The sequence below is a fragment of the Streptomyces sp. NPDC005263 genome, assembly GCF_042872365.1.
Lineage (GTDB): Bacteria > Actinomycetota > Actinomycetes > Streptomycetales > Streptomycetaceae > Streptomyces.
The window spans coordinates 168,020-186,087 of record NZ_JBIAKJ010000001.1 but is presented as its reverse complement, the minus strand read 5'-3'; the positions used below and the strand labels follow the sequence as shown (position 1 = coordinate 186,087).

The window sequence follows — 18,068 nt, the reverse complement described above, 5'->3', positions numbered from 1 at the left end:
CGGTCCGCAGTCGGCAGATCGAAAAGGCCCACGGTGCCACCCGTACAGCCGACCCCGACCCCGCGCTCGCCTCGCGCGTCGGCGCCGAGGGGTACCAGGCGCAGCATGGAGGGGGAGAGCCGGTCAGGCGGGTGTGGACGGTTTCCGGTCAAAGGTGGGTTCGAGGCGCACCACAATGCCCTTCGACGTGGGCTGGTTGCTGATGTCGGCGACGCTGTCCAGCGGCACCAGGACGTTCGTCTCCGGGTAGTAGGCGGCGGCCGAGCCCTTGGCGGCCGGGTAGGGCACGACTGCGAAGTTCTCGGCCCGGCGCTCGGAGCCGTCCGACCAGACGCTCACCAGGTCGACGTGATCGCCCTGAGCGAGGCCGAGTTCGGTCAGGTCGGCCGGGTTGACGAGCACGACGTGGCGGCTGCCGTGGATGCCGCGGTAGCGGTCGTTGTTGGTGTAGGGGACGGTGTTCCACTGGTCGTGCGAGCGCAGCGTCTGAAGCAGCAGGTGACCCTCGGGTGCCCGGGGGACCACGCGTTCGTTGCAGGTGAACAGGGCCTTGCCGACCTTGTTGTTGAAGACGCCCTCGTTGACCGGATTGGGCAGTTGGAAGCCCCCGGGGCGGGTCACCCGCGCGTTGAAGTCGTGGAAGCCCGGCACGATGCGGGAGATGCGGTCGCGGATGGTGCCGTAGTCGCCCTCGAACTCGTCCCAGGGGATGTCCGCCTTGCCGTCCAGGGTGCGGCGGGCGAGCCGGCACAGGATGGCGACTTCACTGAGCAGCAGCGTGGAGGCCGGTTCGAGGCGACCCTGGGAGGTGTGCACCTCGCTCATGGAGTTCTCGACGGTGACGAACTGTTCGCCGTCGGCCTGGACGTCACGCTCGGTGCGCCCCAGGGTCGGCAGGATCAACGCGGTGTCGCCGCAGACGGTGTGCGAGCGGTTGAGCTTGGTGGAGATGTGGGCGGTCAGCCGGCACGAGCGCATCGCCTCCTCGGTGACCTCGCTGTCGGGAGCGGCGCGCACGAAGTTGCCGGCCAGAGCGAGAAAGACGTTGACGCGGCCCTCGCGCATCGCCTTGATCGAGTTCACCGAGTCCAGGCCGTGCGGGCGCGGCGGGTCGAAGCCGAACTCCTTCTGCAGGGCGTCCAGGAAGGTGTCCGGCATCTGCTCCCAGATGCCCATGGTGCGGTCACCCTGGACGTTGCTGTGACCGCGCACCGGGCAGGCGCCGGTGCCGGCGCGCCCCAGGTTGCCGCGCAGCATCAGGAAGTTGACGATCTCCCGGATGGTGGGCACGCCGTGCTTGTGCTGGGTGACGCCCATCGCCCAGCAGACGATGACGCGTTCGCTCCTGAGGACCTCGTCGCGGACCTTCTCGATCTCCTCGCGAGTCAGTCCGGTCGCCGTGCGCACGTCGTCCCAGTCGACGGTGCGGGCGTGCTGGGCGAACTCCTCGAAGCCGGTGGTGTGGGCGTCGATGAAGTCGTGGTCCAGGACGCTGCCGGGCCGGGCGTCCTCGGCCTCAAGGAGCAGGCGGTTGAGGGACTGGAACAAGGCGAGGTCGCCGCCGGGCTTGATGTGCAGGAAGCGGTCGGCGATCTGGGTGCCGCGTCCGGCGACCCCGCGCGCCGTCTGCGGGTTCTTGAAGCGCCGCAGCCCGGCCTCCGGCAGCGGGTTGACCGCCACGATCCGGGCGCCGCCCCGCTTGGCCTCCTCCAACGCGCTGAGCTGGCGCGGGTGGTTGGTGCCCGGGTTCTGCCCGACCAGGAAGATCAGATCGGCGTGGTGGAGGTCGTCGAGGCTGGCGGTGCCCTTGCCGGTGCCCAGGGTCTCGCTCAGGGCGAAGCCGCTGGACTCGTGGCACATGTTGCTGCAGTCCGGCAGGTTGTTGGTGCCGAAGGCGCGGGCGAAGAGCTGCAGGACGAAGGCGGCCTCGTTGCTGGCGCGGCCGGAGGTGTAGAAGACGGCCTCGTCGGGGGAGGACAGCGCCTTCAGTTCACCCGCGAGGACGCCCAGGGCGTCGTTCCAGCTGATGGGCTCATAGTGCTCGGAGCCGGGCCGCTTGATCACCGGCTCGGTGAGCCGGCCTTGCTGGTTGAGCCACATGTCGGAGCGGCCGGCGAGGTCCGAGACGCTGTGCTCACGGAAGAAGTCGGCGGTGATCCGGCGCGTGGTGGCCTCGTCGTTGATGTGCTTGGCGCCGTTCTCGCAGTACTCGTTGCGATGGCGTCGGCCAGGGGCCGGGTCCGCCCATGCGCAGCCGGGACAGTCGATCCCGCCCACCTGGTTCATGGTCAGCAGGTCCACCCCGGTCTTGCGCGGGGAGGTCTGCTCCAGGGAGTACTCCAGCGCGTGCACGACCGCGGGGACTCCCGCCGCCCATTTCTTCGGCGGTGTCACGGAGAGGGTTGTCTCGGGCTCCTCGCCGGGCGCGTTCTGCATGGTTCGCCTTTCTCTCGCCGTGTCCGGCACGCCGTCAGCCGACAGGCCACTGGGCCACGCGGCTCCTGGGCGGTTCCGGGTGATCGTGCTGCACGCGGCCGTTGCGGATGGTGCCGCGCCAGGCCCCGCCCTCCTGCCCCATTCCCTCCAGGAACTGTTTGAAGTTCATGAGTTCGCCGTGCACCAGACGGGCTGTCAGCCGGGCCGCCCTGGACGAGCGGGTGAGGATCCGCGCGGCTCCCCGTGGTTCCAGGAGCATCCGGACGGTGATCGCGGTGCCGCCGGACTCCGTCGGCCTGAACTCGACCTCGCCCTGGTGGGAGGGGGTCTGCTCCAGCCCCCGCCAGGCCAGGTAGGCGTCGGGGTCCTGCTCCACGATCTCCACCGCGAAGCGGTGGCGCAGGGGTCCGTAGCCGATGGTCCAGGCGGTCACGGTGGGCCTGATCTGCTCGACGCCGTGCACCACGGTCGAGAAGCGCGGGAAGCTCTTGAACTGCGTCCACTGGTTGTACGCCGTCCGAACCGGCACCGCGACCTCGACCGTCTCCTCGACGTGCCGCTCCCGCAGCGGACGGCGGCGCGTGACACCGTCGCCGTCCGTACGCATCCCCGGCACGTTCGGCACGGCCTGCCGGGCGTCGTCTTCGTGCGCCATCGCGTTCTCTCTTCCGGGGTACGGGAGCCGGTAGTCCAGGCGCCCGGCCTTCCCCTCCTGCGTCAGGGCTTCTCCTCCGGTTCCCCCATCGCGCACTTCGAGTCCTCCCTGTGCCGCCGGACCCGTCGTTGCTCCGGCGCCGCCGACCAGGATTCCTGATCGAAGGGAGCCCATCTCCGTAAGCCGCTCGATCGTGCCGTGCGGCCGGTGAGCTTCCCCGAGTTCCGCTCCGGATGGGTGGATCAGCGCAGTCCGGCGAAGAGATCGGTCTCGGGTACGGCCGCGCCGGTGGCGTCCTGGACACGTACGAAGGTCTCCGTGCCCAGCAACTCGCCGAACCTCTCCTTGCCCATCCTGAGGAAGAAGATGTTCTCGCCCTGACTGGCGTGCGCGGCCAGCGCGTCGAACTTCTGCCCGCTGAACGCGGTGGTGTCGACCCACGTGGTGATCTCATCGTCGGGGAGGCCGAGTTCGGCCAACGCGGCGGCTTCGGCAGGGTCCGGCTCCGGCATGTCCGGTTGAAACTCGCGCATGATCTCCCCGAACCGCTGCATCCCCGAGCGGGGAATCGTGGTCCAGTACACCTTCGGTGTCAGCGCGGTCATCTCCAGCGCCGCCATCGTGATGCGGTGGGCCTGGATGTGATCGGGATGGCCGTAGAAGCCGTTCTCGTCGTAGGTGACGACCACATCAGGTCGGTGGTGCTCCATGAGTTCCGCGAGTCGGGCCGCGCCTTCCTCGACGGGGGTCTGCCAGAAGGATCCGGGGGCATGGTTGGTGGGCCAGCCCATCATGCCGGAGTCGGCATAGTCCAGCATCTCCAGATCGCTGACCTTCAGGACGTCACGGCTCGCCTCGAGTTCTTGACGGCGCATCAGGGCCACCGCCGCCGGATCGTGCCCGGGATCGCCCGGCTTGACGCCCCCCGGTCCGTCACCGCAGCCGCCGTCGGTACATGTCACGAGAACCGTGCGGATGCCTTCCGACGCGTATCGCGCGAGGACCCCTCCGGTGCTGGTGGCCTCGTCGTCGGGATGGGCGTGTACTGCCATGAGCGTCAAGGGCCGGTCAGTCATGAAAAACAGTCCTCCTGCAGAAATTCGTCTGGGTCCGACTGGGCGGCGGGTGTACCGCTCCTGGGAACTGGATCCTGGTGGGGCGGACGACCCGCTGGTCTCCGTCTTTCCCGCCCGCGCGGCGCCGGTCCCTCGGTCGATGCAACCGTGCCGACCGGGCCGGCTGTTCCCGACGCGGCCGTTTGATCTCCCAGGTGTGGGCGTTTCGCCGCGAACGAGGGGCGGGCTGCTGACCAGCGCGGTTGCCAGGTCGTCTGAGGGGGCCAGTGGCCAGCGCTCTCGAACGACCTGGATGTCGCGGAAGTCTCGATCGCGACAGATGGAGGAGCGCCGCCAATATCGCCACAGTAGCCGCCGGAGATCGCCGTCTCCATGGTGCTGCGATGTGGAAAGCCCCGAACCCGCCCTCGCCGCCTCGGATCTGCACGTGGTGATGTGCTGTGCGATGTGCACCGTTACCTGTACGCGATGCTGAGCTGCGCTGTTGATGGGGGAGTCGAACCCCCGCGTTGCTCTTCACGCGCCAGGAGTGGGCTGGAAAACCGCCGGCCCTCGGTGTGTGCACGCCTCCGAAGCTGCTACCTGCTCCACATCGAGCTTGCTGGACTACTCAGTCCAGCAGATCGACCTCCCAGTTCGTACGCTGGATCCGCACATCGACCTCGCGGATCTCCCGGGCGAGGGCATCCGCCTGAGCGCGCAGTTCCGCGACCGGAAGCGCGGAAAGCATCATCAGCTCGGACCGGAGCTGCCGGCCGTATCCCCGCTCGCCCTTGCCTGCCGCCGCGTCCGCTGCCGCGGTGACCACGGAGTGACGCAACCGCAGGACATCCCGGCGTGCGAGGGCATCGGTGAGCGTGCCGTCCGGACCCATCTCCACGGTGGCATTGGTCCGGTTGATCCGCCGGATCAACGTTTCCAGAGTGTCCAGCACCTCACCGGCCTCAGCCAACAGTTGAGCCGCGTCCTCGGCTGGCGTCTCCCCTTCCTGGTACCGCGCACTGCTGACGACACGCGCTCGCAGCTGTTCTGCACGGCGCGTCGCCTCCGCACGTTCCGCCAGTGCCTCAGCAAGCTTCACTGTCTCCGCTTCCCCCTCCATGAGCCCGCACGAGTATACGAGTGCGAACCGGCTCATACGCACCTGGATTTTGCTCCGCCAGGGCCCTGACCAGCCACGGGAGTGAGGGCGGACAGCCCCTTGGCACGTCAGTGGTTGCTGGGGAATGAGTGGTGTCCCCATGGGCGAGGGGCGTAGTTTGTGTCGTCGTGACCGATGATCCGAAGGCGTTCTCGAATCGGCATGGCCTCGGCCGGGTGTTCAATGAGGTGCCGGAGCTCTACGACCGGGTCCGGCCGGGGTACCCCGACGAGCTGTTCGCGGATCTCGGCGTGGTCAGTGGCATGGGCGAAGGGTCGTCGGTGCTGGAGGTGGGCTGCGGTACCGGTCAGGCTACGCGCTCGCTGGCAGCGCTCGGATACTCAGTGACCGCCGTCGAGCCGGGCGTGGACATGGCCGCACTCGCTCGCCGCCGGATTGCCTCCTTCCGTAATGTCGAAGTTGAGACGTCGACGTTCGAGGAGTGGGATGACCGCGGTCGGCGTTTCGATGGTGTGGTGGCCGCGTCGTCGTGGCACTGGGTCGACCCGTTGATCGGCTGGCCGCGGGCGCACGACGTGCTCTCTCCCGGGGGCTGGATGGCGTTGCTGGGCCACGTGGTGGTCCGCCGGCCGGGAGAGCCGGAGGTGTATGCCGAGACCGCCGATCTCCACGAGCGGTTCTGTCCCGGCAACCCCGACTGGGGTCATCCGCCGCTGGAGGACGAGGTGCGCACCACTGACGAGGGGTGGGGCCCGGTCGACGGTCCCGGAGGACTCTTCGGCCCGGCGATCGTGCGCTGGTATCCGACCGTTCAGTGGTTCGACGGGGACGGTTTCGCCGATCACCTTCGCTCGCAGTCGCTGTATCGCAGGCTCGACCGGGATGTCCGTGAGCCTCTGCTGGACGCCATCGCCGGGCGCATCCGCACGCGACTGGGCGATCGGGCGTCACGTCGTTATCTGAGCGTCTTGCGTGTCGGACAGCGCGCCGGGTGAGGGCCTGGGGCCGATCTCTGAGTTGTCGGCCGCGGCGCGGCCTGGCTGGGCTGGTCCGGGGGGATCACAGTGGGGTGTTCAGGAGCGTGGGAGTCGCTTCGTCTGTCCCGTCAGTACTGTCCCGTCAGTACTGTGGCGTCGCATGACCGATACGGGCACCGATTTCGAGATCACTGCGGATCTGGTTCGTGACGTGTTGCGGGAGCAGCATCCAGACCTTGCGGGGCTGGCCATCCGCGAGGTGGCGGGCGGCTGGGGCAACCAGATGTGGCGACTGGGGGAGGAGCTGGCTGTGCGGGTGCAGCGGATGGACCCCTCCCCGGAGGTTCAGCTCAAGGAGCGGCGATGGCTGCCCGTGCTGGCTCCGCGTCTGCCGCTTCCGGTGCCGGTTCCGGTGCTGTTCGGTGAACCGTCAGAGCGTTTCCCCAAGCTCTGGACCGTGATGACGTGGGTTGACGGGGAGCCGCTGGATCACGGCTCGATCAGCCGCGGCGTTCACGCGGCCGACACGCTGGCGGGTTTTCTCCGGGCGCTTCATGTGGAGGCGCCTGCTGAGGCGCCGGTCTCTGCGGACTTCGGTGTGCATCCCAGGGACTGCACGGACGGCTTTGAGAGTTTCTTCCAGGCTGTAGTCCCTGACGGGGTCGCTGCCGAGGTCCGGGTGGTCTGGGACGATGCGGTCGCGGCCCCCGAGTGGGAGGGGCCGCCGGTGTGGGTGCATGGCGATCTCCATCCCGCGAACGTTGTCGTCTCGGACGGAACGCTCTCGGGCATCGTCGACTTCGGTGCCTTGTCCGCCGGCGATCCGGCGTGGGACCTCGCTGCCGCGTGGGTGCTGCTGCCCGCGGGCATGGCCTCACGGTTCTTCGACGTGTACGCGCATGCAGACGAGGCGGCGATCCGGCGCGCCCGGGGGCTGGCCGTTGTGAAGAGCCTCTTCCTGATGCTCATGGGGCAGAACGGTGTTCGAGGTCTTCCTGGCGGCAAGCCGCACTGGGGGCCTGAAGGCCGGGCGGCGCTTGATCGTGTTCTGAAGGGCGCTTGACGCGGGCTTCCCTTGAATGTGTGCTCGGTGTTGGTTGAGGGCGGTGGGGCAGTCCGCTTTCGTGGGTTGATCGACCCCCACCGGGGGGTGGGGGTCCCAAGGATCAGAGCCGTGTGCTGCCTGTGGTCCCGATCGGGCTGGCGGAGGTGTCCTCGGTGCCGGTCAGGCTGACCCGGAGCCCCTCGACTGCGCCGGGCATGAGAGTGCGGGCATCCGCCCGCCGCGCACGATGCCACCCGCTCTCCCACGCCGTCAGGGGAGCGCTTCGTGGACGCTGCTGCTGTCCTGGCCCAACTGCCCAGTCAGGATGGCCGAATCGGTCGGCCGGGCGAGCCGGCGCCGACTGAGGCTGCCCGGCGGCCGGGGCCGTCAGCAGGATGGACGATCTCCGGTGGCCAGCGCGAAAACCTGGCCCCGATACTCCTTGAGGGAGGCGTTGCCATATTTTGGCCCGCTTCCCTCCTTTTGTTCGATTCGGCGGCGAATTCCCTTGCACTGAGCGGCCGGTCGCCCCCACGACAGGAAAGGGCATCTGAATGCCACCCTTGACGCAACCGGCACCACACCGATTCCGGCCCGGCAGGGCCGCGATCGCCGCCGTCACCGTTGTACTCGGTGCCTGCCTCCTGCAGCCCGCGTCGGCGGCTGCGGCCGACCCCGCAGGAGACACCCGAGCTGTCGGGGCGCCCTCGGGCGCTACCGTCCTCTCCGACAAATGGACCAGACCCTGGGCCATCACCTTCCTGCCCGGCGGGAAACGAGCCCTGGTGACCGAGCGCTTCACCGCCGCCGTATGGCTCCAGGCGAGCGACGGCTCGAAGAAGAAGGTGGGCACGGTCCCCCACACGGTCCCCCCGTCCCCGAGCGGGGGCAAGGGCGGACTGCTTGGCGTCGCCCCCTCGCCGACCTGGAACGGCACCACGGACAAGGACATCTTCTTCGTCCACACGGCCGCCTCCGCGATCCGGGTCGCGAAAATGCACTTCAACGGCAGCTCACTCAGCGACTACAAGGTCGTACTCGGCGGAATCACCCGGGGCGGCGACCACAACGGCGGCAACATCGCGTTCGGCCCCGACGGCTATCTGTACGTCAGCGTCGGCGACGCCCTCAAGCGCAATCTCGCACAGGACAAGAACTCCCTCAACGGAAAGATCCTGCGCATCACGAAAAGCGGCGCGGCGGCGCCCGGCAACCCGTTCGGCAACCGCGTCTACAGCCTCGGCCACCGCAACGCGCAGGGCCTCGCCTGGGACACCCGCGGCAGACTGTGGGAGACCGAGATCGGCGAGAACACCTGGGACGAGCTCAATCTCGTCGAGCCGGGCCGGAACTACGGCTGGCCCACCTGCGAGGGGTCCTGCGCCAAGGCCGGTATGACCAACCCCAAGAAGGTCTGGAACCCGGACCAGGGCGGCGTGCCCGCCCAGATCGCGATCAAGCACGACGTCATCTACGTCACGACGCTGCTCGGTCAGCGCCTGTGGGCCCTGCCGATCGACAGCACCGGCAAGTCCGTCGGAACGGCCAGGTCGTACTACAGCGGCACCTACGGCCGACTGCGGGCGCTCGCCAAGGTGCCCGGCGCCGACGAACTCTGGCTCGGCACGACCGACCGAGGCGACAACAAGGACCGCATCCTGCGGATCGCCGTCAAATGACTCCCCCTCACACCCATCCCGTGAAGGGGTGAGCCCGCCTTCACGCGAAAGGAAGGCGCGCACCATGAACAACTCCACCGGGCCGTCGCCGCAGGCGCGGCGGCCGGCCCGGACCAGCGCGGAGCCGGCCGACGAAACGGCCTGGCAGACCCCCAGTACAGGGGCGTCGGCACCGCGCTGGAGGTCAACGCCTCCTCCCTCTCCGTCGGCTGGCTGGGCCGTCTCGTGACATCGGTGCCGTGGTGAGTGGAGGACGCGGACGCACAACGGCCCTGACGGGAACCCGGCAGGGGCTGCTTTTTGCAGAAGCTGCCTAGAGGCAACGCCGGAGCTGACATGCCAGCGGCACTCGGCGGGCAAAACGCTTGATTGAGTATTCGGGCGGGCCTCGCCGGTTCGGGTGATCTGCGACAGACCCTCGGGCGGGAGTCAGTCCTGAGCCGGGCGGGGCAGGTCGTGCCCGCGGCACAGGGTGCTGAAGAGCTCGTCGGGTGGGGTGCGCCCAGCATGTCCGACGACACCACGTGCCTGGACCGTGGAACCGCGCTCGCCCACCGGCGGACTTGCTCTCGTATGCCGGCAATGCCCGCACGGCAGCGGGCAGATCACCGCAGCCTCCGCACGCGCGGCTGCCCTTGCCCACCTCGCACGGCACGCACGCGGCGATCTTCGCCCCCCCCCGCGCCGATGGATCTACCAATGTCATGAACGCGGCTGCCACTGGCACCCCCCGCCACCGCGGCTGCGCCGGCCCCATCCGCCTCCTCCTCGCATGCGAACACGGCGGACGACCATGGCGGCTCGCCGACGCCTGCAGCGCCTGCGCCGCAGCGACAGCACAAGCCGCCGTAGTGCCCGACACCGTCCTCGCCCGCCTTCAGTGCACCCGACAACCGCCCGGCGGCACAGAGGCCCGCCCCAAGGGGCCCGGCGAACAGCCCCGAGTACGTGAAATCCTCAGCTACCTGCTGGCCTGCCCATTCCCGAGGAGACCCGCACTGGACGCTGGCGCACAGAGGGGGCCTTCGAACGAATGACGTGCGCGATACGTACGTGAGCTGTGCGCGATTCGTACGGTCAATTCGATAAGGTGTCAGTCAGGAGGTGCTCCATGTCCGAGCTGTTCGACGCGGTCGACGCCCTGGTCGCGTCCCGCTCCCCGCTGCCGCCAGCGGAGGAGCGCAAGCGGCTGCGCCAGTCCCACGGGCTGACGCTGGACGAAGTGGCTTCCGCGCTGAAGGTGCGCCGGGCGACGCTGTCCGGCTGGGAGTCGGTCAAGAAGACAACCGAGCCACGCGGCCCCGAACGTGAAGCGTACGCGCGGCTGCTGAACAAACTCGCGGAGCTCTACCCCGCCCCCGCCCCCGCCCCGGATCCGGTGCCCCCCACGCTCACCGGCCAGCCCGCCCCCGCGGAGGCACGGACGCTGTCCGCGGCCCCGGCCTCCGAGGCTGCGGTATTGGCCGAACACGAGAACGCCCAAACCGCCCCCGCCTCTGCCGCTGCTGAGCAAGCCGTGCCGCGCCCTGCGCGTACCACCGGGAGCACCTCGACATCGACGTCGCGCCGCCCGGGCGCGCGGAAGACGGTCCCGGCCGGAACCCCGGCGGGCGGCACCGACCCGCGCTTCGCGAACGGACCGCTCGCCGTCGTCGACGTCGACGATGACGGCCAGGTCCTCGCGTACTGCACCGGCGGCCTAGTCCTGGACGTGCCCGCCAAGTCCATCCCGGCCCTGGTGGACTGGACGCTCAAGGAGGCGCAGCTCGGGCAGCCGAAGCTGTCCGGCCCCGGCAACGACGCCGACCCGCTGCTCGTACTCACCGAAGCCGCGCTGAAGCGCTACGGCCTGCCGGCCGCCCTCACCGATGAGGAGCGGCTCGCCGGGCGGATCCCGGAGGGCCACAAGGTCATCAAGCAGCTGGACCGCGCCAACTGGAAGCTGACCAAGCGCGGGCTCGGGCCGTGGGCGCGGATTTACCGCCCGGCACAGGGCCCGGAACGCAACTGCGTCCAGCTGTGCATCCCGTCCTGGCACGCACTCGACTCCCGCCACTGGGGCGAGGCCGGGCAGCTTCCGCCGGCGGAACTCGCCCGCGTGCTGGGCGTATACGCGTCGCGGGTGATGACGCCGCGCGGCTCCACCGCCGTCACTGGCCTGGAGCTGATGACCGCGCTGCACCCTCCGACCCGCGCCTCCGAGCCCGACGCGACGGGTAAGCGGCACTCCGAGCACAACCCCGGGTCGCTGGGCAAGGACCCGGTCGATCCGGCACCGTGCGAGGCCCCGGACGGGCACCCACTCCTGGCGGACCTGCCGCGCTTCCACGTCCGCGGCCCGGCGGAGAAGCTGTTCGAGGAGGCCTACGACTGGGCGCGGCCGATGACGGACGCCGAGTGCACCCTGCGGCACCTGGTCGGCATCGACGTGAACATGGCCTTCGCCGCCGGCGCCAACGGCCTGATCGTCGGTCTCGGTGCGCCGACGCACGTCAAGGCGCCGGTGTTCGACCCGAAGCTGCCCGGCTCCTGGCTGGTCGACCTCAGCCAAGTCGACCTGTCCCGGGTGAAGATCGCCAAAGACAAGTGGGCGGACCTGGACGCGAGTCTGCTGCCCAGCCCGTTCACGCCGAAGGGGGAGCGGCCCGAGGGCCCGGCCTGGTACGCCACGCCCACCGTCGCCTACGCGGTGGAACTCGGCTACGAGGTCGCGCCGATCGAGGCGTACGTCCGGTACGAGAACGGCCGGTACCTGGACGGCTGGTACAACCGCCTGCGCGATGCCTTCCTCGCCACGATGGCCGACCTCGGCGTGCACGCGGACATGGCGCCGGCCGACTTCCTGGCGGCGATGGACGGCTACAAGGAGCGCGACCCCGAGCTGGCGATCGTCGTCTCGGCGGTCAAGGCGACGGTCAAAGGAGGCCTGGGCAAGCTGCGCGAACGCCCCCGCGGGGAGGGCTGGCGGCCGGGTGAGCCGTGGCGGGCCCTCGCCCGGCCGACGTGGCGGCCGGACATCCGCGCGGCGGTCATCGCCCGCACGCGCATCAACCTGCACCGCAAAATCGTCAAGCATGCGGCGTTCACCGGCCAGTACCCGGTCGCGATCCTGTCCGACTGCGTCGTGTACGCGGCCAACGGCGAATCGGCCCTGGACTTCCTGCCCTACCGGGACGGCAAGCCGCTGCCCGGCGGGTTCAAGCTCGGCATCAACCCGGGCCTGGTCAAGCATGAAGGCACCCAGAGCGTCCTGTGGGGCGAAGAGGTCCGCGACCGGTTCAACGCCGCGGAGCTCAACCTCGCCCGGTACATCAAGGACGGCACCGTCACCGACGTCGACAACGGAGAGTAGGAGAGGGCGACGATGAGCCTGTTCGGGGACGGCCTGGACGCCGCGGTGCAGAAGTCCTTCACCCGCCCGGCGCCCAAGAGCGCGCCCGCGCAGATGCGGTACCTGGTCAAGCAGCTCAAGGGAACCAAGGCCGTCGCCCAGATGCTGCGCATCTCCCAGCGCACCGTCGAACGGTACGTGAAGGACCAGATCAAGAAGCCGCGCCCGGACCTCGCCGCGCGCCTGGAGCGCGAGGTGAAGGCCCGCTGGCAGCCGCAGATCCGGGCCAAAGCCCGCGAGAAGGCCGCGACCACCGGCGGCATCGTCATCGACACCCGGGCCCGGATCGGCTACACCGCGCCGATCGGCTCGACTGACGAGGACCGGCTCCGTCATCTCACGGTGGCACTCCCGCCCCGCTACGCCGCCCGTCTCTTCGAGGCCCAGGAGCAGGGCGCCACCGAGCAGCGCCTCAGGGAGATCGCCACTGAGGCGCTCAAGGAGGTGTACTTCCAGGACGGCGGCCGCCGCGCCGGACAGCTGGAGCAGGTGCGCTTCACCGACGTCGAACACCTCGAGTTCGACCTGTAGATCCTGACGACCGCGCCCCGGACCGCCGAACGCGGCTGGCGGGGCGCTCTGCTGATCGCCCTCCTGACCAGCCATGGTCGGCGGCTCCTCCACCTCCCCGTCTACGACCGCGAGCGGGCCGGGCCGTCCTAGGGGCAGTCATACGTGATCAGCGAACCTTCGAGGCTCAACCCCCTCAGCGGGGTCTCGTCGCGGCTTGAGCCTGTGGCGCGCTCAGGGCGTGAAGAGCGGCTCATAGGGGTGGCCCTCCGGCGTGAAGATCAGCACGAAGTCTTCTCCCAACTGGGTGGCTACCTCTCGCAAGCGGGCCAGGGCCTCTGCCTGGTCCGGGAGCCCGAGGCCAAGGGCTGCGGCGGCGCGGTCTCTCCGGGCCACGAGGTCCGGCATGTCCTCCAGATACTCGGCCTCAAGCTCGCGACTCTCCTCGTCCGTGAATGCCTGGCAGTCGCGCCACCACGGGACGACCAGCAGCAGCCGCAGCAACTCGGGCAGGCCGACGGCAACCAGAGCCGCACCTCCTTCGGAGCCGGCATAGAGGACGGGACGTTCCTCGCCGCCTTCACCGCAGAAGAAGTACGTGCCGCCCGCACCGTCGCCGGCGAACCCCTCGAGCGCGGCGCCTGAGGCGAGGTGCACTTCCTCGACATGGTCGCCTCGGTCCAGGTCGAAGTCACCCGGCCAAGCAAGAAAACGGGCAGCTTCTTCCTGCTCACGGACGGCAGCGATCAACGATTCCATGAACCGCAGCCTATGGCTCGCTGCTTGACAACCCTCATTGGGGATCAGTCACGCAACGGGCCTTGGCCCTTGATTCTGGACACACGAGACACTGGATCCTGGGGATCTGAGAACGGACATCTCGTGGCCATGAAGAACTGTCCGCAGCAGTGCAAGGCGGAAGCGGTCGCGCTGTACCGGTCGCGGCCCGAGGCGACGATCCGGCAGGTCGCCGCCGGAATCAATCCCGAGACCTTGCGGAACTGGGGCCGGGCAGCCGTAGGGAGCCGACCCCGGGGGCTCCGGGCGAAGTGCTGGCCGAGCCGCCGACCTCGTTGGAGGCGGAGAACGCCGCTCTCTGCGCAAGAAGGTCCGGCGCCTTCATCGCGGCCCACTCGGTGGGGTAGTCGGGACGGATCTCCGCGACCATGCGCACCGCGCGCTCACGAAGAACTTGGGCAGTGGCTCTCCTGTGGAAGACCTCCTGAGCGTCAGTGCCTGGTTTCTTCCCGGCGGCAGTGCAAGAAGAGGTGGGGCTCGGGTTCGGCGTCGGGGTGGTGTGGGGTGAAGGAGGTACTGTGCCCGGACAGCACTGTCAGCCCCGCTGCCTCCACGATGCCGGGGATGTCCCTCTCGGCGAAGCTCGTTGCGCGGACCGGTTGGCCCATGAAGACCAATTCGACGTCCTCCACGTCCGCGGGCACGGTGGCCAGCACCAGATGGCCGCCGGGTTTCAGGGCCGAGGCCAGGCGTCGCGTCACGGCCGACTGCTCGGCGCGGGTCATCTGCAGCAGCGAGAAGAACACGCACACGCCGTCGAACGAGTCCGCTTCGAGCGGGAGTTCCCGAATGTCACCGCAGCGGAACTCGGCCTCGGGGACCTGACGGGTGGCGATTTCGATCATGACGGGGGAGATGTCGACGCCCAGCACCGAGTGCCCCGCCTCGATGAGCGCGGCCGCGGTCGGTCGCCCGGTGCCGCTGCCCACGTCCAGTGTCCGTGCGGCGGGCGGCAGCCGCTCGATCAGCCACTCCAGTGCGGACAGGTGCGCGGGGGCATGGGCGAACGCCTTCTCGTAGTCGTGGCCCAGCGCGTCGAACAGCACGGCGGCGGGCGGCCGTTGGTCCTCGTGCCTCACGTCGGTGTCCCTTCGATCGCCGACTTGCATCGTCGCACCTGCCGGAGGCGTGCCACAACGGTTGTCCGGCGGCGTACGAGAGTAAGGGCCGTACTGACGATCGACCCGCAGACGGCTTCGATGACGTCGGTGATGTTGGCCCGGGTGGTGACGGGCAGGCCCAGGAAGCGGGCGAACTCCACGGTCAGCGAACCCAGATCCAGTTGGCGTCATAGGGGTCTGCGGTGGGCCACCCACAAGTTCCGCTTGCGAGTGACCCCGGAAGGCTGGCGCCCAAAGGGGCCCAGTTCCGCCAGTCGTAGATGCGGTGGTTGATCTTGACGCAGTGGGAGTTGACGGCACGCCAGGTCGCAGGCAGCAGTTCGACGTAGCCCTCCCCGGTCAGTGCGAGGGGGACGTAGTCGGCGCTCTCGACGAGACTGGCGTAGCCCGACGAACCCCACCTGTACGTCCGACGCGTGATCCCAGCCGGATCCCGCCTCCGCAGGGTCGCCCACGGCTCCCTCCCCGAGGCTCGCCCCTCACTGCGAGCGTCGGACATCCAACGCGATGCCCTGCCCCGGATACGGAAGGTGTCACCCCAACGAGCGACCACCCGCTTCATACACCCCGAGAACCAGATCACTTGAGACCACGGGCGGGTCTTCTCGTGTCCAACCTGGCGCCGAGCGTCGCCGGTGGGCTGCGGTGGGCGAGACGGAGTGAGACGCAGACCACTGGGCCCATCAGAAACGAGGACACGTTCGCGGCCCCTCAGTCAATACAGAACTCGTTGCCCTCGATGTCCAGCATCGGGATGCACGAATCATTGCCGTCATACAGCGTTCGCACGTGTACCGCTCCGAGCGGGACCAGCCGTGCGCACTCGGCCTCAAGTGCGGCGAGGCGCTCTTCACCTACGAGTCCGGTGCCGACCCGCACGTCAAGATGCAGCCGGTTCTTGGCCGCCTTTCCCTCGGGGACGCGCTGGAAGTACAGGCGAGGGCCCACACCTGAGGGATCGCTGCAGGCGAACCATGAATCCTGTTGCTCAGGTGGCTGCGAGCGCTTGAAGTCATCCCACGTGTCAAACCCCTCAGGCGGCGGCGGTACGACGTACCCCAACACCTCGCACCAGAAACGAGCGAGACGCTCAGGTTCTGCGCAGTCGAAGGTGACTTGGAACTTCTTGACCGACGTCATCGGCCCACCATATTGGCGCGTGCCGCTCACCGAGAGCCGGGGTTTCACGGCGTGTGGGGCGAGGTCTCCCGTGACATGAGCATCAACGGACCAGATCGCCTGAGACGCCGAGCGAATCGGGCCAGCTCACCCGAGACAGGGACCCATTCGCATGAGACGGGACATGTCTGCCAACCTTCCGTGCGACGGACAATCGCTGTCCGGTGACACAGAACTTGGATCGTTTGCCTTCAAGGCTGACCGGGGTGTGGCCTGATGAGTAAAAGTACTCATGACGCCCCACCGAGCTGCCGGGCAGGATCGGGGGGTGATGACGCTGAGGAAGATGAGAGCCCGGCTCGGGATGCTGCCGTTGGCGATGATGGTTGTGCTGGCGGCGGGGTGCGGAACGCAGCGGGCAGGGGATACCGCCGACGGGTACCGGCGTTCGCACCCAACTCCGACCGGCGTATCGACGCCGAGTACACCAGTGGACTTCCCCTGCCCCGGCGAGAGCCCCAAGCCGACGGCGCCCACGGTCGCCGCCACCCCCAGTTCAACCGTGCCGCCGACCGACCACTACGCCGAAAACCACGGCTTCAGAGTTCCCATCCCGCTCCACGGCCAGAGCCGCTGCGACGGACTCACCGCCGTCGGACGCGTCAAGAGCGCACTGGAACCGATGCGACAGCGCGGCGACTTCAGCCCGGACAGTGTCCGCAACGCGCTTACTGGCCTCGGTTACTCCGCCGGGAAGGTGCAGGCGTACCAGGACGGGTCCGCCGGGGTTGGCTTCCTCATCGACATCGGCGCGTCTCCCTGGTGTGTGGACGGGACGGTGAGCAGTGATTCCACCAAGGCGGATGCCTTCGGCGGCTACCCGGACGGCACTGGCTGCGAGCCTCCGAGCGGCGGCCACTGAGCCTTTTCCAACCTGCCGTTTGCACTGATCAGCCATGTGTCAGGGCACCCTGACGGCAGCCGATCCGGGCCCATGACCAGTCAGTTCGCCGCTAGTGCTGTGAGGCGGTCTGCCCGCTTCTTGGTGACGAAAACCACCAACGTGGCATGCCGAGCGCACCGGGTGACGTGCGATCGTAGATGGCAGAGCCCGACAGGCTCCTGGACGAGGTGCGCCGTACCCAGTCATGACAAGACGACGCGGAGAAGTCTGTCATGGCATGGATCGTTCTGGTGATGTCCGGTGTGCTGGAAGCAGTATGGGCGACGGCGCTAGGCAAATCAGAGGGCTTCACCCGCCCCTTGCCAAGTGTCGTTTTCGGCCTCGGGCTGGTACTGAGCATGGCGGGTCTGGCCTTCGCGCTTCGGACAGTGCCCGTGGGCACCGGCTACGCAGTCTGGGTCGGAATTGGGGCGGTGCTCACCGCGACTTACGCCATGCTCGTCGACGGTGAATCCGCAGGCCTGCTGAAACTGGTGCTGCTGGCCGGCATCCTCGGATGCGTGGCCGGCCTGAAGCTGACGCACTGAGGCCTTCCAACCTGGCTGATCCCGGCGTGAGTTGATATGGGAGCCCTGTGCGTGAAGAGGGCCGGATCTTCATGTGCTTGTCTACCCATCGGGGATCGATCTGTCCAGCTCGGCCCTTCGTTTTCTGTCCCGTCCGCTGACTGCCCGGCGTCTGGAGCTCGGTACGCGATGGCGTCGGCTGCCGGCGGACCGGCAGGCGCTGCTGGTGCTGGCCCACCTGCGGTGCGGGCACACCTATGCTCAGCTCGCGGCCGGTTTCGGCGTCGGCACCAGCACGGTCCACCGGTATGTGACCGGCGTCTGCTGTGGGCCTCGGCAGCCCTGCCCGGAGCGGTCCACGAGATCCGTGCGGCCCGCACCCACGGCATTATCGACACCCTGGCGGACGCCGGCATCCGTTGCTGGGCCGACAAGGAGTATCAGGGAGCTGGCGGTACGGTGCGGGTTCCCTACCGCGGCCGCTGGGAGAAGCTGTCCGCAGGTCAGCAGGCCGTCAACCGCTCTCATGCCCAGATCCGTAGGTCGGCCGCGGTTCACCGGGCAGGGGCCGGGAGGGCGAGCCGTTTCGGTAGCCGGTCTCCGCCTCCAGCAGGTGCGGAACCCGCAGCCGGGCCTGCTTCAACTGCGCCTCGGTCAGGTCCGGGTTCGTCACCGGCTGCTGCGGCAAG

Annotated in this window: 15 protein-coding genes, 1 pseudogene and 1 riboswitch; of the genes and pseudogenes, 8 read left to right on the top strand and 8 right to left on the bottom strand. The window is 68.7% G+C overall.

Annotation, left to right across the window (positions count from 1 at the left end; translation table 11 throughout):
- Nucleotides 1–123: 123 nt before the first annotated feature.
- The 4 genes from ACFYRY_RS00885 to ACFYRY_RS00870 all read right to left on the bottom strand — a co-directional run bounded on the left by ACFYRY_RS00885 (nt 124) and on the right by ACFYRY_RS00870 (nt 5,248).
- On the bottom strand, nt 124–2,436 hold the full coding sequence (locus ACFYRY_RS00885; RefSeq protein ID WP_389138677.1) for an FdhF/YdeP family oxidoreductase: 2,313 nt from the start codon (nt 2,434–2,436) through the stop codon (nt 124–126).
- 34 nt (nt 2,437–2,470) lie between these two features.
- On the bottom strand, nt 2,471–3,091 hold the full coding sequence (locus ACFYRY_RS00880; RefSeq protein WP_389138676.1) for an SRPBCC family protein: 621 nt from the start codon (nt 3,089–3,091) through the stop codon (nt 2,471–2,473).
- Nucleotides 3,092–3,333: 242 nt separating this feature from the next.
- Nucleotides 3,334–4,167, bottom strand: coding sequence for a PIG-L family deacetylase (locus ACFYRY_RS00875; protein WP_389138675.1), 834 nt, complete (start codon nt 4,165–4,167; stop codon nt 3,334–3,336).
- Nucleotides 4,168–4,777: 610 nt separating this feature from the next.
- Complete coding sequence (locus tag ACFYRY_RS00870; protein WP_389140996.1) at nt 4,778–5,248, bottom strand: DIP1984 family protein; 471 nt, start codon at nt 5,246–5,248, stop codon at nt 4,778–4,780.
- Between the two features lie 188 nt (nt 5,249–5,436).
- On the opposite strand from ACFYRY_RS00870, the gene ACFYRY_RS00865 reads away from it, so the two are divergent.
- The 5 genes from ACFYRY_RS00865 (at nt 5,437) to tpg (ending at nt 12,892) form a co-directional block, all read left to right on the top strand.
- Complete coding sequence (locus tag ACFYRY_RS00865; RefSeq protein WP_389138674.1) at nt 5,437–6,264, top strand: methyltransferase domain-containing protein; 828 nt, start codon at nt 5,437–5,439, stop codon at nt 6,262–6,264.
- Between the two features lie 142 nt (nt 6,265–6,406).
- A complete protein-coding gene (locus ACFYRY_RS00860) occupies nt 6,407–7,309 on the top strand; it encodes an aminoglycoside phosphotransferase family protein (protein WP_389138673.1) in 903 nt (300 codons plus the stop codon).
- Nucleotides 7,310–7,845: 536 nt separating this feature from the next.
- Nucleotides 7,846–8,970, top strand: coding sequence for a PQQ-dependent sugar dehydrogenase (locus tag ACFYRY_RS00855; protein WP_389138671.1), 1,125 nt, complete (start codon nt 7,846–7,848; stop codon nt 8,968–8,970).
- Between the two features lie 1,111 nt (nt 8,971–10,081).
- Nucleotides 10,082–12,322 (top strand): telomere-associated protein Tap, encoded by a 2,241-nt coding sequence (tap, locus tag ACFYRY_RS00850; protein WP_389138669.1) that lies wholly within the window; start codon nt 10,082–10,084, stop codon nt 12,320–12,322.
- Nucleotides 12,323–12,334: 12 nt separating this feature from the next.
- The gene (gene tpg, locus ACFYRY_RS00845) at nt 12,335–12,892 is read left to right on the top strand and encodes a telomere-protecting terminal protein Tpg (RefSeq protein WP_389138667.1); all 558 of its coding nucleotides are present in this window, start codon (nt 12,335–12,337) and stop codon (nt 12,890–12,892) included.
- A 213-nt stretch (nt 12,893–13,105) separates the two neighbouring features.
- On the opposite strand, the gene ACFYRY_RS00840 is transcribed toward tpg, so the two are convergent.
- The 3 genes from ACFYRY_RS00840 to ACFYRY_RS00830 all read right to left on the bottom strand — a co-directional run bounded on the left by ACFYRY_RS00840 (nt 13,106) and on the right by ACFYRY_RS00830 (nt 15,930).
- Nucleotides 13,106–13,630, bottom strand: coding sequence for a hypothetical protein (locus ACFYRY_RS00840; RefSeq protein ID WP_389138665.1), 525 nt, complete (start codon nt 13,628–13,630; stop codon nt 13,106–13,108).
- 470 nt (nt 13,631–14,100) lie between these two features.
- Complete coding sequence (locus ACFYRY_RS00835) at nt 14,101–14,778, bottom strand: class I SAM-dependent methyltransferase (RefSeq protein WP_389138664.1); 678 nt, start codon at nt 14,776–14,778, stop codon at nt 14,101–14,103.
- 723 nt (nt 14,779–15,501) lie between these two features.
- Nucleotides 15,502–15,930, bottom strand: a complete 429-nt coding sequence (locus ACFYRY_RS00830) for a VOC family protein (protein WP_389138662.1) — start codon at nt 15,928–15,930, stop codon at nt 15,502–15,504.
- A gap of 469 nt (nt 15,931–16,399) precedes the next feature.
- On the opposite strand from ACFYRY_RS00830, the gene ACFYRY_RS00825 reads away from it, so the two are divergent.
- From ACFYRY_RS00825 to ACFYRY_RS00815, 3 genes and pseudogenes are all read left to right on the top strand, one after another.
- Complete coding sequence (locus ACFYRY_RS00825; protein ID WP_389138661.1) at nt 16,400–16,831, top strand: hypothetical protein; 432 nt, start codon at nt 16,400–16,402, stop codon at nt 16,829–16,831.
- A gap of 182 nt (nt 16,832–17,013) precedes the next feature.
- Nucleotides 17,014–17,075, top strand: a riboswitch (guanidine-III (ykkC-III) riboswitch).
- A gap of 10 nt (nt 17,076–17,085) precedes the next feature.
- Nucleotides 17,086–17,400, top strand: a complete 315-nt coding sequence (locus ACFYRY_RS00820) for a DMT family transporter (RefSeq protein ID WP_389138660.1) — start codon at nt 17,086–17,088, stop codon at nt 17,398–17,400.
- Between the two features lie 73 nt (nt 17,401–17,473).
- A pseudogene (locus ACFYRY_RS00815) lies at nt 17,474–17,919 on the top strand (transposase family protein); the annotation flags it as partial.
- On the opposite strand, the gene ACFYRY_RS00810 reads toward ACFYRY_RS00815, so the two are convergent.
- On the bottom strand, nt 17,894–18,067 hold the full coding sequence (locus tag ACFYRY_RS00810; RefSeq protein ID WP_389141134.1) for a hypothetical protein: 174 nt from the start codon (nt 18,065–18,067) through the stop codon (nt 17,894–17,896). The pseudogene ACFYRY_RS00815 and the gene ACFYRY_RS00810 overlap by 26 nt on opposite strands.
- Nucleotide 18,068: the final 1 nt, after the last annotated feature.

Excerpts from the sequence above, each read along its gene's own strand:
- ACFYRY_RS00820 (WP_389138660.1), top strand. The coding sequence starts at position 17,086 with ATGGCATGGATCGTTCTGGTGATGTCCGGTGTGCTGGAAGCAGTATGG.
- ACFYRY_RS00840 (WP_389138665.1), bottom strand. The coding sequence starts at position 13,630 with ATGGAATCGTTGATCGCTGCCGTCCGTGAGCAGGAAGAAGCTGCCCGT.
- tpg (WP_389138667.1), top strand. The coding sequence starts at position 12,335 with ATGAGCCTGTTCGGGGACGGCCTGGACGCCGCGGTGCAGAAGTCCTTC.
- tap (WP_389138669.1), top strand. The coding sequence starts at position 10,082 with ATGTCCGAGCTGTTCGACGCGGTCGACGCCCTGGTCGCGTCCCGCTCC.
- ACFYRY_RS00830 (WP_389138662.1), bottom strand. The coding sequence starts at position 15,930 with ATGACGTCGGTCAAGAAGTTCCAAGTCACCTTCGACTGCGCAGAACCT.
- ACFYRY_RS00860 (WP_389138673.1), top strand. The coding sequence starts at position 6,407 with ATGACCGATACGGGCACCGATTTCGAGATCACTGCGGATCTGGTTCGT.
- ACFYRY_RS00835 (WP_389138664.1), bottom strand. The coding sequence starts at position 14,778 with ATGCAAGTCGGCGATCGAAGGGACACCGACGTGAGGCACGAGGACCAA.
- ACFYRY_RS00885 (WP_389138677.1), bottom strand. The coding sequence starts at position 2,436 with ATGCAGAACGCGCCCGGCGAGGAGCCCGAGACAACCCTCTCCGTGACA.
- ACFYRY_RS00855 (WP_389138671.1), top strand. The coding sequence starts at position 7,846 with ATGCCACCCTTGACGCAACCGGCACCACACCGATTCCGGCCCGGCAGG.
- ACFYRY_RS00880 (WP_389138676.1), bottom strand. The coding sequence starts at position 3,091 with ATGGCGCACGAAGACGACGCCCGGCAGGCCGTGCCGAACGTGCCGGGG.
- ACFYRY_RS00875 (WP_389138675.1), bottom strand. The coding sequence starts at position 4,167 with ATGACTGACCGGCCCTTGACGCTCATGGCAGTACACGCCCATCCCGAC.